Origin of the sequence: Spiroplasma endosymbiont of Clivina fossor (assembly GCF_964031115.1) — a bacterium.
Lineage (GTDB): Bacteria > Bacillota_I > Bacilli_A > Mycoplasmatales > Nriv7 > Nriv7.
Window position 1 is genome coordinate 641,108 of sequence record NZ_OZ035006.1, and the last position, 14,731, is coordinate 655,838.

Below are 14,731 nucleotides of genomic sequence, written 5' to 3' on the forward strand. Positions count from 1 at the left end.
TTCCACCTTTTTATTAAAAACAACAATTCAATTATATTTTAAATTAATTTTGCAAGAAGTCTATTGAAGTCATTTAAATTATGAACAATGAAATTTATTGATTCAAATTTCATTGCTGGGGCAATCTAGTAAAACAATTTCTCGTTTTATTAAAACTACATTAAAAACTGCTTGATATAATCGTCAAAAATTAATGAAATCAAAACAATTAGAAAATACCCAATTAAAATTTAAAAAATTATCTGGTAAAATCCAAATCGATGAAACATTTATTAAAGAAATCCATAAAGGAAATTTCAAATATAAAACTGATCCACGAAGAATTCACCTTGACCCATTCGCAACTAATACTAAATGCTGTATTCAAATGGCAATTGATAATAATAACAATATTTATGTTAAATCCACAAACACCAAACGTTTACAAAAACAATGAGTTATTGAAAATATGAACAAAGAATTAATTAACGAAAATTCAATTATTACTTCTGATATGCAAAAATTATATTTTTTAGTAGCAAAACAAACAAATTCTACTTTATGTGTAACTAAAACAACAATTAATCCTGAAGCTAGTTATCGTAACTTAAATATAAAATCAGTAAATTACAATCTAGTCTTAAAGAAACCTTAATTCATTATCATGGTTTAGGTTTTACTAATATTCAAAATTATTTAAATCTCTGAAAATGAAAATACCAACATAAGGGTTTAACTCCAAACCAACAAACAGCGGTATTATATTTTAATAGACTTCTTGCAAAATTAATTTAAAATATAATTGAATTGTTGTTTTTAATAAAAAGGTGGAATTTAAATGAAATTTAAAAAAAATAATCAAATAAGTGATAAAAATTTTTTAAGATTAACTGGTATTAAACATACTACTTTTAATAAAATGCTAGAAATTTTAAAAATAGAAGAATTAAAAAAGAGATTTCGTCGCGGAAGAACCAATAAATTATCATTAGAAAATCGTATTTTAATGACTTTAGAATATTGAAGAGAATATAGAACTTATTTTCATATTGCAAAAAGTTATGATATTAGTGAAAGTAGTTGTTATAGAAATATCAAATGAATTGAAGACACTTTAATAAAACACCCTAATTTTCAACAACTTACTGGTCAAAAATCACTATTAAAAGATTATTTCAAAGATAAGACTGTTATAATTGATGTAACTGAAAGCCAAATCCAACGCCCAAAAAAAGACAAAAACAGCACTACTCAGGAAAAAAGAAAAAACACACAATAAAAACACAAGTTATAATTGAAAAAGATAGTAAAAAAATTATTAGTTCTGATTTTTCTTATGGTAAAAACCATGACTTTAAAATTTTAAAAGATTCAAAAATTAAATTTTTACCAGAAACAACTGTTTTAGTGGATTTAGGTTATCAAGGCATACAAAAAATTAATCATAATGTTTTAATTCCTAAAAGAAAATCAAAGAAAAACCCTTTAAATAAAGAAGAAAAGCAAAATAATGAGCGAATTTCAAAAATGAGAATTGTTATTGAAAATGTTTTTGCTATACTTAAAAAATTTAAAATTATTAGTGAAAAATATCGAAATCGTAGAAAAAGATTTGCTTTAAGATTTAATTTAATAGCTTCAATTTATAATTTACAACTATTAGTTTAAATATATTTGATAATTTAAAATTTCAGTCTTTTTTTATTGTAAATAATAATTTTTATTATGTTTTAATGACAAAATATTTGTAAAAATAATCTAAAAATTATTTTAATAACACTTTTATATTTATTTTAAATTTAAAAATTATAATTATCATATTAATTTTGCAAGAAGTCTAATGTATAAAAAAGTTAAAGTAAAAATAGTAATTTTACATAAAAGCCTTTTAAAATTATCAAGTTGATGATTTTTTTTATTTTATCAAGAGTTTTCGACAAAATTAAAAGTTTAATTTAAAATTTATTGCTTAATTTATAATATAATCATTATATATGGCATAATTCTTATAATAGTTTTAGTCATCAGATATTCAAAGTAACATTATAGAAATTAAGTTTTGTACTTAAAGTAGTAATTTTAGAAAAGGAAGATGAAAAAATGCAAGAATTAAAAATTTTATCGTTTGATAATAATGAACTTCATTTATATATATGAGATCAAGTCAGTGAACCTAAAGGGGTCATGCAATTAGTACATGGGTCAAGTGAATATACTTTTCGTTATGATGAATTTGCTAAGTATTTAAATGCTAATGGTTGAATCGTTATTGGTAATGATCTTCGGGGGCACGGAAAAACGGTTACTGATAATAAAGACCACTTAGGGTTTTTTAGTGTTAAGGATGGTTGAGATAAGCTGGTATTAGATTTAAAAGTAGTGAATGATTATATTGTTCATCATTATCCTAAATTAGGAATTACAATGTTAGGGCAATCAATGGGTTCATTTTTAGCGCGACATTATGCAACATTATACTCTTATACTATTGAATCATTAGTTATTTGTGCAACTACTTGAAAATCAAAAATGCAATTATGAACTGGTAAATTTATTGCTAAATATTTACAAAAACGACAACCATTACACGCTCCTAGTAATTTTATTAATAATTTAACTTATAAAAAATTTAGTAAGAAAATTAAAGAAAAAGATAATGATTTAGCTTGATTAACTCGTGATAAAAATATTCAAGAAAAATTTAGAAATGACCCCTTAACGGGACAAATATTTACTGCTAGTGCTGTTAAAGATATGTTTACAGGTTTATTGTATATTATGAAAAAGAAAAATATTATTAAAACTCGGAAAATCTTACCAATATTTTTTATTGGTGGAATGAGTGATCCGGTTGGTAATTTTGGTAAAGGCGTTGAAAAAATTGCAAGAAAATATCGTCAATATGGTTTTAAAAAAACAAGCATTTTATTATATTCAGGAATGCGTCACGAAATTTTAAATGAAATTGGTAAAGAACAAGTATATCAAGATATTTTAAATTTTATTAATAAGTATATATAGTAAATAATAATTAACAACAATAAAGGGGTGAATTAAAATGCTAAATAGCTATGATGAATCTTCAATTCAAGTGCTTGAGGGACTAGATGGTGTTCGTAAACGACCGTCGATGTACATTGGGTCAAAAGATAGGAAAGGATGGCATCATCTCGTATGAGAGATTTTTGATAATTCGATTGATGAAGCATTAGCTGGATATTGTAATGAAATTAAGATTACTATTAAAAAAGATGATTCAATTATTGTTGCAGACAATGGTCGGGGGATTCCTACGGGAATGCATAAAAAAGGAAAATCAACACCAGAAGTTATTTTTACAATGTTACATTCTGGTGGTAAATTTGATGGTAATAGTTATAAAACATCAGGTGGCCTTCACGGTGTGGGGGCATCGGTTGTTAATGCGTTAAGTGAATTTTGTTATGTAACAATTTATCGTGATAAAAAAATTTATGAAATTGGTTTTAAAAATGGAGGGCATTTAGCACGACATTTAAAATTAATTGGTAAAACAGTAAAAACTGGTACTGTAGTTCATTTTCGCCCTGATAGTACGATATTTAATAATTTTAAGTTTTCATATTCAATGATTTGTGAGCGAGCTCGCGAGTCAGCATTATTAATTAGTGGTTTAAAAATTATTGTTGTTGATGAACATAGTAAAAAAGAAGAACAATTTTGTTTTACTAATGGTTTAGAGGAATTTGTTAAATATTTAATCGCTGATGAAAAAAATATTAGTCCAATTATGCTTTTAAAAGGTGAAATGGATAGTGTTCAATTAGAAGTTGGGATGCAATATAGTAGTAATGCTTATAGTGAAAATATTATTAGTTTTGCTAATAATGTTAAAACTATTGATGGGGGGACCCATGTTGTTGGTTTTCGTACTGCTATAACGAAAGTTATTAATGATTATGCTAGAACAGAAAATCTCTTAAAAGAAAAAGAAAAAAACTTTGAAGGTAGTGATGTTCGTGAAGGATTAACAGCAGTTATTTCGGTACGAATTCCTGAAAATATGATTCAATATGAAGGACAAACTAAAAGTAAATTAGGAACTAATGAAATTAAAAATATTGTTGATAATATTGTCACTAAACAATTTTCTTTTTGATTACAAGAAAATAAGACTGTTGCTTATGAAATTTTAACAAAGATTATTAAAACTAGAGAAGTAAGAGAAGCTACAAGAAAGGCTCGTGAACAAGCAAGAGGACAACGACAATCAAAAGGTTTAAAAGACAGAATGTTAATTGGTAAGTTAGCACCAGCGCAAAACCGGAGTCCTAATAAAAATGAATTATTTCTTGTTGAAGGTGATTCTGCTGGTGGCACTGCAAAAATGGGGCGAGCGCGAAGTTTTCAAGCGATTTTATCTTTAAAAGGGAAGATAATTAATGCTGAAAAATCTAATTTAGCAACATTATTAAAAAATCCTGAAATTAATATGATTACTAATGCTATTGGTGGTGGCATTGGTGAGAATTTTGATTTAGATGATGTTAATTATGATAAAATTATCATTATGACCGATGCTGATGTTGATGGCGCCCATATTCAAATTTTATTATTAACTTTTTTTTATCGTTATATGAAGCCTTTAATGGCTGCACAAAAGATTTATTTAGCATTACCACCGTTATATAAAATTAGTAACAAAAAATCTAATGAAACTAGTTATGCTTGAAATCAAAAAGATTTATATAAGCAATTGGAAAAACATACTAAGAGTGAAATTCAACGCTATAAAGGACTTGGAGAAATGAATGCCGATCAATTATGAACAACAACAATGAATCCAGAAACTAGACAACTAGTGCAAGTTACTATTGGGGATCGTCATAAAGCTGAAAAAAAGATTATTACTTTAATGGGCGATGATAGTGATAAACGCAAAAAATGAATTGAAGCTAACATTAATTTTACATTAGAAGATAATTTTGTTATTGCTTCATAAGATGTAAGGAGGAATGAAATGAAAAGTAACAGAAATAGTGTGGTTCATGAATTAGACGAAATTGTTGCTGAACGGTTTGGTTTATATGCGAAATATATTATTCAAGAACGAGCATTGCCTGATGTTCGTGATGGTTTAAAACCAGTACAAAGAAGAATTTTATATGCAATGAATAATTTAGGCTTATTTTTTGATCGACCTCACAAAAAATCAGTTCGGGTTGTTGGTGAAGTAATTGGTAAATATCATCCGCATGGTGATGTTCCTATTTATGAAGCAATGGTGCGAATGGCGCAACCTTGAAAGTTAAGAGTACCACTAATTGATGGTCATGGTAATTTTGGTTCTATTGATGGTGATTCAGCAGCGGCAATGCGATATACCGAAACGCGTTTAAATGCAATTTCTAAGTATTTATTACAAGACTTAGATAAAAAAACTGTTGGTTGAACCCCTAACTTTGATGATTCTGAAACTGAACCGACAGTATTACCAGCATACTTTCCTAATTTGCTTTTAAATGGTTGTATGGGTATTGCTGCTGGTTATGCAACCAATATTCCGCCGCACAACTTATCGGAATTAATTATTGCCTTAGTTTATCGTCTTAATAATCCTGAATGTTCATTAAAAGAAATTATGAAAATTATTAAAGGACCTGATTTACCTACGGGTGGTATTATTCAAGGACGGGATGGAATATTAAATGCTTATAAAACTGGTCGTGGTAAGATTGTTATTCGTAGTAAAATGGAATTACAAGGGACACCGCGTCATCGAAAATGAGTTATTAAGGAGTTGCCTTATGAAGTTGTTAAAAGTGATTTAGTAACGCGAATTGCGGATATTAAAGAAGAAAAAAAACTTAGTGGCATTAAGGATATTATTGATTTAAGTGATATGTCAGGAGTCCATATTGAAATTAATTTACAACAGGATGCTGATGCCGAGACAATTCGGAAATATTTATTAAAACATAGTAATTTACAAGTATCTTACAATCTTAATATGGTTGTTCTTGAAGATAACAAACCAATTTGTGCGGGAATATTAAACTTATTAGATGCTTATTTAAAACATCAATTTGATATTGTTCAAAAAAGAACTAAATACGATTTAGAAAAAGCGATTGTTCGTTTAGAAATTGTTAGTGGTTTAATTAAAGTTACAACAATTTTGGATAAAGTTATTGCTACGATTCGTAAATCAACTGATAAGGCTAATGCTAAGAAAAATTTAATTAAAACTTATCATTTTACGGAATTACAATCAGAAGCTATTGTTTCGTTACGATTATATCGGTTAACATCAACTGATGTTAATGCTTTAAAAGAAGAAGAAAAATCTTTACAAAAAGAAATTAGAACTTGACAAGAAATTATTAAGAAAAAAGAAAAACAAAAAGTTTTGATTATTCAACAATTACAAACTATTTCGCAAGAGTTTAATTCACCACGAAAAACAGTTATTGAGAATATGGTGGAAGAAATTATTATTGAAAAAACAGAAATAATTAATGAAGAAAATATTTTTGTTACGATATCGCGTGATGGTTATATTAAAGTTATTAATGAAAAAGTAGTTGCTAAACAAGATATGAAAGATTATGGACGAAAACCTTTAGATATTAATGTTGCTTCATTAACAACTACTTCATTAAGTACTTTGTTACTGTTTACTAGTCAAGGTAATTATTGTATTGTTCCTTTACATAAAGTAAAAGAAAGTCGTTGAAAGGATATTGGACAGCATGTTAATAACTTTTCAACAATGACGGGTGACGAAAGAGTTCTTGGTGCGATATTAATTAATGATTTTGATATTCAAGACCAGTTTGTTATTTTAGCAACTAAGTTAGGATTTATTAAAAGAACTGTTATTAGTGATTTTAAAGCAACAAGAATATCTAAAGCTTTAAAAGCGATTAATTTACAACCTAATGATGAGGTTGTTGGTTTTGCTTTAAGTAATGGTAAAAAACAAGTTATTTTAACAACTAAAAAAGGTTTTGTTGTTAGATATGATGAAAATGATATTGCGATTATTAGTCCCAAAGCTAAAGGTGTTAAAGCGATTAATTTGAAAGATGATGATAAAGTTGTATCATTAAATGTTGTTAATGATGAGCATGATAGTTATGTTTCTTTTACTACGGCGGGGGTTAAAAAAATTAAAATTAATAATATTCCTTTACTACATCGTCCAGCGAAAGGAGTTCATTCTTTTAAAATAACTAAAACTGTTATTCCCTATGTAATTACATCGTTTGTAATTCCTAATAATAGTAAAGTTCATATTTTAACTAAAAATAATACGATTGAAAATTTTGCGATTAATAAAGTTCATTATGGTCGTTTATTAGAAAGTGTTAGTGATTTTTTAGGGGATGTTAATGTAGAATGAATTCAAGATGACCATTATTATGATTTAAGAAAGCATAATTTACAGTCAGCATCATTAATTTCTTCTTTAAAAAAAGATAAAAAAATATCTAATGCTAATGATCAAATATCGTTATCAATGGATGATATTTTAAATGATTAATAAATGAAAGGAAACTTATGATTCAAAAAAGTTTTTTAGAAAAAATAAAACTATATGAATGATTAGTAGAAAAGTCACACTCTTCTAATGACTTAAATAAAAAAGGTATTTATGCTTTATATATTCAGTTGCCAACAGTTAAACTTAATAAACTAATTCTCGTTTATATTGGTCAATCAAAAAATAAAAATGGGATTGATGAAAGATTTAAGCAACATAAAATTCAGTTAAGCGAACTATTAAAAATGTCACCTCTTAATTATGAAGACCATATTGAGTCTGGAAAACAAGATGGTAAACATTTTTATAGTAAACTCCATGATTTTATTAGAAATATTAATGGTAGTATTAATGATATTAAAATTAAATTATTAGAAGAATTTGTTGAACATCCTAATTGTAATGTCAAAAAATGTCAGTGTTTAGATGAAAAAGAGCAATGATGAATTAGTGAATTTAAAGCTGAATATTTTGGTTTTAATCAATTAGCTTTTGTTATTAATTGACATAAATTAGTAAATTCTTTAAGAAATAATTATTATGATAAAATAGTCAGCAAAAATTTTATTAATGACACGAAAGTGTTAGGGCAAAAAGTTATCGCTAATCATAATGACGAGTACTTACAATATGGTTATTATGATTTTAATTTTACTAATTTTAAAAATTTTTATGTTTGTTTTGAACGATATATTCAAAATGACAATTGAAAATGAATAACAACATTTGAACAGTTGAATGAGGTAATTAAACAGGAATAAAAAATAAACCATAGGAAAAAAGGAAACCATAAATGAAATTAATTAAAGAAAGAAAAGAATGCAGTTAATTTGTCAAATAATAATTTTATCGCGTAAGTAGAACAGTGAAAATATTTTCATTTTGTGAAAATTATATCGTATTTGTATATTTTGGTTGTATGAATTTTTTTTAATTTTGTCGAAAACTCTTGATATTTATTGAATATACTTAATTTTAGGTATATTTTAATATGATAGAGGTGGATAATAATTATGGAAAAAATAATTCAAGAACTAGTAAATACTTTAACAGATGATCAATTTTTAGAATTTTATGAACTAAGCACCAAAAAAATTGTTGACAATAATGGCACTTCCAAATTAGAACAAACAATAATAAAAGTTAATGATTTTGAAAAACAACGCAATAATGAAAAATTAAATATTAACCAAGTTTTAGAAATTAATTACATACCAATTGCAATTTTTTCTAATTTACCAAGTGAGCGTGCTGACATCGCTGGTGTTGAAGATAAATATTGAAGGGCCTGTCCAAAATTCTGTGTCTCGATAATTCATTCTGAATTATACTTAAACCAAGGAGAACAGAAAATGACAAAAAAAAAAAATAAAAAAGAACCTGATGCAATTGATAAAGTTGTTGATTATTTTTTAGAAAATATTGATAATCCACAAGATTTATTTAAAGGCAATACTATTTTTCAGGAATTTACCAAAAAATTAACTGAACGAATGTTAAATACGGAAATTAAAGATCATCTTGAAACTGATGAGAATCATAATAAAAGAAATGGCAGCACACAAAAAACCATTATTACTAAAAATGGTTCAATCGCAATTGATGTAGCAAGAGATCGAAATAGTACTTTTGAACCAGTAATTATTCCGAAAAGACAAAGAAGATTTGATAACTTTGATCAAAAAGTAATTTCTTTATATGCAAGAGGAATGACAATTTCTGATATCAAAGCACAATTGCAAGAATTCTATCACGGAGCAGAAATTTCAGAAAGTTTAATTAGTCAAATAACTGATGATGTTATTGAAGAAGTTAAAATGTGACAAACTAAACCTTTAGAGAAGATTTATCCGATTGTTTATTTTGATTGTATTGTTGTTAAAGTAAAGCAAGATAAACGAATAATAAATAAAGCAGTTTATCTTGCCTTAGGAATTAATTTAGATGGTTTAAAAGATATTTTAGGAATGTGAATTAGCGAGAATGAGGGAGCCAAATTTTGACTTAATAATCTTACGGAAATGAAAAATCGTGGCTTACAAGATATTCTTGTTGCTTGTAGCGATAATTTAACTGGAATGTCTGATGCAATAGAAGCTGTGTTCCCAAAAACACAGCACCAATTATGCATCGTTCATCAAATTCGTAATAGTTTAAAATTTGTCCCTTACAAAGATCGCAAACTTGTAGCTAATGATTTAAAATCAATTTATACAGCAATTAATGAAGAAATAGCGCTAGTTGCTTTAGATCATTTTTCAGAAAAATGAAATAAAAAGTATCCACAAATTACTAAATCATGAAAAAATAACTGAAATAATTTAATAATTTTTCTTGAATATCCTCAAGAATTTAGAAGAATTATTTACACAACTAATGCGATTGAATCTGTTAATAGTCAACTAAGAAAAGTCATTAAGAATAAAAAGATTTTTCCTAATGATGCATCAGTTTTTAAAATATTTTATTTAGCATTTCAAAATATGGTTAAGAAATGAACGATGCCAATTCAAAATTGGGGTAGTGCAATTTCACATTTAATGATAAAATTTGAGGACAGAGTGAATTTAAGTTAATTACTTAGAGACACAGTTAATTGTACAGTCCCAGAAAGAGAGAGAGAGTCGGCCATTTTTGCAAGATTTTCCATTTTTTATATTATTCCTTTTCTTTCATTTTTCTTAAAAATTTGCTAAATTTATCCATTTTTAAGTATTCCAAGTCTTCTAAATCAATTGCTGTGTCGGTATAGTATTTGTCTTCATAGTCAGAATTTACTTTTGCATTTAAGTAATCTCTTAAAAATGCTAGGTAAAAAGAATTGTAAGTGTTAAGTATTGGCAGGGGAATTTTTAGTTTAAAAAAATAGATATCAAGTTCAGGAATATCACGATATTTAATGCGACGACCTTTTTTACTATTTTTAGCATCAATTAAGGTGTTTCGTCAGCGTTCATATTCTTCACAATACTAGTTAAAGGTGCCATAGATAACTTTTAAGTAGGGGCGAAAAATATTAACGGGTTTTTTACGAATTCCCACAATTACATTATTGGCAATATCACGAACTTTAACTCATATATGCTTATCTCTTTGACCGCTAGCGAGAACAATATGACCAAAATGCCGTGCCAGAGCGAAATATTCTTGAATACCGGTTTCTTCGTTTTTGGTATTATTTTTTTCTCAATCGGTTCCTTCTAAAAATAAATTGGTTTCATCTCACAAAAGTAAGGTTTTGTCTGGCAATATTGGATAATCAAAGTCTAACAATCCCCTATGCCCTAAACTTAATTTTTGGGTTTCTAGTAATGGACAGGTTGAGGCGATATGATATTTTTTCTTTTTTAGTAATTTTGATGCGTATACTAGAAAGGCAGTTTTTCCAGTTCCTAATGAACCAATAACGATGTTTAATGGTGAGTTTTTTAAGAAGTTAATAACTTTGTTGAGTTGTGTTAAATTACCAATTTTGAAAAGGAAAATTAAAATACAACCTGCTAAAAATAAATAGCTTACAATGTTTTTAAAATAACCGTTGTAAATATATCAAATTGCTCCCCAATGTCATAAAAATAAAGTAGACTTCTTGCAAAATTAATATGATAATTATAATTTTTAAATTTAAAATAAATATAAAAGTGTTATTAAAATAATTTTTAGATTATTTTTACAAATATTTTGTCATTAAAACATAATAAAAATTATTATTTACAATAAAAAAAGACTGAAATTTTAAATTATCAAATATATTTAAACTAATAGTTGTAAATTATAAATTGAAGCTATTAAATTAAATCTTAAAGCAAATCTTTTTCTACGATTTCGATATTTTTCACTAATAATTTTAAATTTTTTAAGTATAGCAAAAACATTTTCAATAACAATTCTCATTTTTGAAATTCGCTCATTATTTTGCTTTTCTTCTTTATTTAAAGGGTTTTTCTTTGATTTTCTTTTAGGAATTAAAACATTATGATTAATTTTTTGTATGCCTTGATAACCTAAATCCACTAAAACAGTTGTTTCTGGTAAAAATTTAATTTTTGAATCTTTTAAAATTTTAAAGTCATGGTTTTTACCATAAGAAAAATCAGAACTAATAATTTTTTTACTATCTTTTTCAATTATAACTTGTGTTTTTATTGTGTGTTTTTTCTTTTTTCCTGAGTAGTGCTGTTTTTGTCTTTTTTTGGGCGTTGGATTTGGCTTTCAGTTACATCAATTATAACAGTCTTATCTTTGAAATAATCTTTTAATAGTGATTTTTGACCAGTAAGTTGTTGAAAATTAGGGTGTTTTATTAAAGTGTCTTCAATTCATTTGATATTTCTATAACAACTACTTTCACTAATATCATAACTTTTTGCAATATGAAAATAAGTTCTATATTCTCTTCAATATTCTAAAGTCATTAAAATACGATTTTCTAATGATAATTTATTGGTTCTTCCGCGACGAAATCTCTTTTTTAATTCTTCTATTTTTAAAATTTCTAGCATTTTATTAAAAGTAGTATGTTTAATACCAGTTAATCTTAAAAAATTTTTATCACTTATTTGATTATTTTTTTTAAATTTCATTTAAATTCCACCTTTTTATTAAAAACAACAATTCAATTATATTTTAAATTAATTTTGCAAGAAGTCTATTAAAAAAATCAAAACTGAAAGAACAATGAAAAATAAAATATTTTAAAAAGGAGTGATAAAAATGTTTATGAAAATATTTACCGTGCTAACTATTAGTTTCAATAACATTTTTACTATTCCCTCAAACATTAATAATGATAAAACAACAACACAATCACTAATTAGAAACAAAAGACAAAATAATGAATCATACGAATTAAAATTATCTAGTGCAAAAATAACAATAAACAAATATGCAGGTGTGCCAATTGAAAATATAGAAAATCTTTACTACTTAGATTTTTCGGAAGAAGATAAAAATGAACTCTTAAATGCACCTAAATGAATAAAAAATCAATATGGGTCTTTAAACAACGCTTACTTTTATAAAAATGACAACGGCTGAAAATCAATTCAAAAATTAGGCATAAACATAACAGATAAAATAAAATTTAAAGGAAATAAAATAAATTTAAAACTTACAAGATGAAAAAGTATAATAAAATTAATAGATATTAAAATAGAAAAAATAACTTAAATAATTTTTCTTGAATATCCCCAGAAATTTAGAAAGATTATTTACACAACTAATGCGATTGAATGTGTTAATAGTCAATTAAGAAAAGTCATTAAGAATAAAAAGATTTTCCCTAATGACTCATCAGTTTTTAAAATATGGTTAAGAAATGAACGATGCCAATTCAAAATTGGGGTAGTGCGATTTCACATTTAATGATAAAATTTGAGGACAGAGTGAATTTAAGTTAATTACTTAGAGACACAGTTAATTGTACATTCCCAAACTTGTAGCTAATGATTTAAAATCAATTTATACAGCAATTAATGAAGAAATAGCGCTAGTTGCTTTAGATCATTTTTCAGAAAAATGATCTAAAGCAACTAGCGCTATTTCTTCATTAATTGCTGTATAAATTGATTTTAAATCATTAGCTACAAGTTTGCGATCTTTGTAAGGGACAAATTTTAAACTATTACGAATTTGATGAACAATGCATAATTGGTGCTGTGTTTTTGGGAACACAGCTTCTATTGCATCAGACATTCCAGTTAAATTATCGCTACAAGCAACAAGAATATCTTGTAAGCCACGATTTTTCATTTCCGTAAGATTATTAAGTCAAAATTTGGCGCCCTCATTCTCGCTAATTCACATTCCTAAAATATCTTTTAAACCATCTAAATTAATTCCTAAGGCAAGATAAACTGCTTTATTTATTATTCGTTTATCTTGCTTTACTTTAACAACAATACAATCAAAATAAACAATCGGATAAATCTTCTCTAAAGGTTTAGTTTGTCACATTTTAACTTCTTCAATAACATCATCAGTTATTTGACTAATTAAACTTTCTGAAATTTCTGCTCCGTGATAGAATTCTTGCAATTGTGCTTTGATATCAGAAATTGTCATTCCTCTTGCATATAAAGAAATTACTTTTTGATCAAAGTTATCAAATCTTCTTTGTCTTTTCGGAATAATTACTGGTTCAAAAGTACTATTTCGATCTCTTGGTACATCAATTGCGATTGAACCATTTTTAGTAATAATGGTTTTTTGTGTGTTGCCATTTCTTTTATTAGACTTGGTACATAACTATAACTAGCTTAATTCAAAATTATATATTCCTGAAATTAAGTTAAATCGTAATCCAAATCTTCTAATCTTATTGCGATAACGATAAACTAGTATTTTAAATCTTTTTAATCTAGCAAAAACATGTTCAATGACAATTCTAACTTTACTTAAAAAGCTATTATATTCCTTTTTATCTGGATTTAAAGGATTATTTTTACTTTTTTTAATTGGCAATAATGTATTTTTATGAACATTTTGCAAACCTTGATATCCTGAATCGGCAATTAATTCTAATTTTGGATTTATAAGTGTATTTGATTTTAAAAATAACTTATAATCATGAGTACTGCCATAACAAAAATCTACTGAAATAATTTTATTGTTAAATAAATCAATAATTATTTGCGATTTTAATGAATGTTGCCTTTTCTTACCAGAAAATAATAATTTTAGTTTTTTTTAATTCTTTCAATTGGAATTTCTGTAGCATCAATTGCTAATAAATTATTAGTAGTACCCTTATTTTCTAATAATATCTTTTTGCCAGGTATATGAAAGTGACTATTTTTTATTAGAGTATTTTCAACTCAAAAGATATTACGAATACAACTAACATGACTAATATTATATTTTTTTGCAATAATACGATATGTACTATATTCTTTTCAGTATTCTAAAGTCATAAGTAATCTTTGCTCTATTGATAATTTATTTAGTCTACCACCAATTTGTTTTTGTTTAGCTTCACCTTCTTTTAAAATTTCTACCATTTTCATGAAAGTTTTATATTTTATGCCTATTAAACTATAAAATTCGTTTTCGTCTTTGTATTTATCTAACATTTGTATTTCACCTAGGAAATAATATTAGACTTCTTGCAAAATTAATATGATAATTATAATTTTTAAATTTAAAATAAATATAAAAGTGTTATTAAAATAATTTTTAGATTATTTTTACAAATATTTTGTCATTAAAACATAATAAAAATTATTATTT

The 14,731-nt window shown here is 25.9% G+C and carries 14 protein-coding genes and 2 pseudogenes; 10 read left to right on the forward strand and 6 right to left on the reverse strand.

What is annotated here, in order from left to right; all coding sequences use genetic code 4:
* Nucleotides 1–49: 49 nt before the first annotated feature.
* The 8 genes from AAHM82_RS03915 (at nt 50) to AAHM82_RS03945 (ending at nt 10,080) form a co-directional block, all read left to right on the forward strand.
* Nucleotides 50–634: a hypothetical protein gene (locus AAHM82_RS03915; RefSeq protein ID WP_342264590.1), complete on the forward strand. Its 585-nt coding sequence runs from the start codon at nt 50–52 to the stop codon at nt 632–634.
* Between the two features lie 183 nt (nt 635–817).
* Complete coding sequence (locus tag AAHM82_RS13165) at nt 818–1,258, forward strand: transposase family protein (RefSeq protein ID WP_342263396.1); 441 nt, start codon at nt 818–820, stop codon at nt 1,256–1,258.
* The gene (locus AAHM82_RS13170; protein WP_342264845.1) at nt 1,255–1,647 is read left to right on the forward strand and encodes a transposase family protein; all 393 of its coding nucleotides are present in this window, start codon (nt 1,255–1,257) and stop codon (nt 1,645–1,647) included. The genes AAHM82_RS13165 and AAHM82_RS13170 overlap by 4 nt, the downstream gene beginning before the upstream one ends.
* Nucleotides 1,648–2,079: 432 nt before the next feature.
* Nucleotides 2,080–3,000, forward strand: a complete 921-nt coding sequence (locus tag AAHM82_RS03925) for an alpha/beta hydrolase (RefSeq protein WP_342264591.1) — start codon at nt 2,080–2,082, stop codon at nt 2,998–3,000.
* Nucleotides 3,001–3,037: 37 nt separating this feature from the next.
* Nucleotides 3,038–4,960 carry a DNA topoisomerase IV subunit B gene (parE, locus tag AAHM82_RS03930; protein WP_342264592.1) on the forward strand — a complete coding sequence of 641 codons (1,923 nt, stop codon included), beginning with the start codon at nt 3,038–3,040 and terminating at the stop codon, nt 4,958–4,960.
* 18 nt (nt 4,961–4,978) lie between these two features.
* The gene (gene parC, locus AAHM82_RS03935) at nt 4,979–7,504 is read left to right on the forward strand and encodes a DNA topoisomerase IV subunit A (protein ID WP_425288995.1); all 2,526 of its coding nucleotides are present in this window, start codon (nt 4,979–4,981) and stop codon (nt 7,502–7,504) included.
* 17 nt (nt 7,505–7,521) lie between these two features.
* Nucleotides 7,522–8,265 (forward strand): hypothetical protein, encoded by a 744-nt coding sequence (locus AAHM82_RS03940; RefSeq protein ID WP_342264594.1) that lies wholly within the window; start codon nt 7,522–7,524, stop codon nt 8,263–8,265.
* A gap of 591 nt (nt 8,266–8,856) precedes the next feature.
* Nucleotides 8,857–10,080: an IS256 family transposase gene (locus tag AAHM82_RS03945; protein ID WP_342264910.1), complete on the forward strand. Its 1,224-nt coding sequence runs from the start codon at nt 8,857–8,859 to the stop codon at nt 10,078–10,080.
* Nucleotides 10,081–10,474: 394 nt separating this feature from the next.
* Here the strand turns inward: AAHM82_RS03945 and AAHM82_RS03950 are convergent, their stop codons facing one another.
* From AAHM82_RS03950 to AAHM82_RS13180, 3 genes are all read right to left on the reverse strand, one after another.
* Nucleotides 10,475–10,777 (reverse strand): hypothetical protein, encoded by a 303-nt coding sequence (locus AAHM82_RS03950; RefSeq protein WP_342264595.1) that lies wholly within the window; start codon nt 10,775–10,777, stop codon nt 10,475–10,477.
* A gap of 480 nt (nt 10,778–11,257) precedes the next feature.
* Nucleotides 11,258–11,650: a transposase family protein gene (locus AAHM82_RS13175; RefSeq protein ID WP_342264845.1), complete on the reverse strand. Its 393-nt coding sequence runs from the start codon at nt 11,648–11,650 to the stop codon at nt 11,258–11,260.
* Nucleotides 11,647–12,087, reverse strand: a complete 441-nt coding sequence (locus AAHM82_RS13180) for a transposase family protein (protein ID WP_342263396.1) — start codon at nt 12,085–12,087, stop codon at nt 11,647–11,649. The genes AAHM82_RS13175 and AAHM82_RS13180 overlap by 4 nt, the downstream gene beginning before the upstream one ends.
* 130 nt (nt 12,088–12,217) lie before the next feature.
* On the opposite strand from AAHM82_RS13180, the gene AAHM82_RS03960 reads away from it, so the two are divergent.
* Nucleotides 12,218–12,673 (forward strand): hypothetical protein, encoded by a 456-nt coding sequence (locus AAHM82_RS03960; protein WP_342264596.1) that lies wholly within the window; start codon nt 12,218–12,220, stop codon nt 12,671–12,673.
* A pseudogene (locus tag AAHM82_RS03965) lies at nt 12,674–12,903 on the forward strand (transposase); the annotation flags it as partial.
* A 97-nt stretch (nt 12,904–13,000) separates the two neighbouring features.
* Here AAHM82_RS03965 and AAHM82_RS03970 read toward each other — a convergent pair.
* The 3 genes and pseudogenes from AAHM82_RS03970 to AAHM82_RS03980 form a co-directional block, all read right to left on the reverse strand.
* Nucleotides 13,001–13,735, reverse strand: a pseudogene (locus tag AAHM82_RS03970) (IS256 family transposase); the annotation flags it as partial.
* Between the two features lie 21 nt (nt 13,736–13,756).
* Nucleotides 13,757–14,179, reverse strand: a complete 423-nt coding sequence (locus AAHM82_RS03975; RefSeq protein WP_342264877.1) for a transposase family protein — start codon at nt 14,177–14,179, stop codon at nt 13,757–13,759.
* Between the two features lie 2 nt (nt 14,180–14,181).
* Nucleotides 14,182–14,574, reverse strand: coding sequence for a transposase family protein (locus AAHM82_RS03980; protein WP_342264597.1), 393 nt, complete (start codon nt 14,572–14,574; stop codon nt 14,182–14,184).
* Nucleotides 14,575–14,731 lie beyond the last annotated feature (157 nt).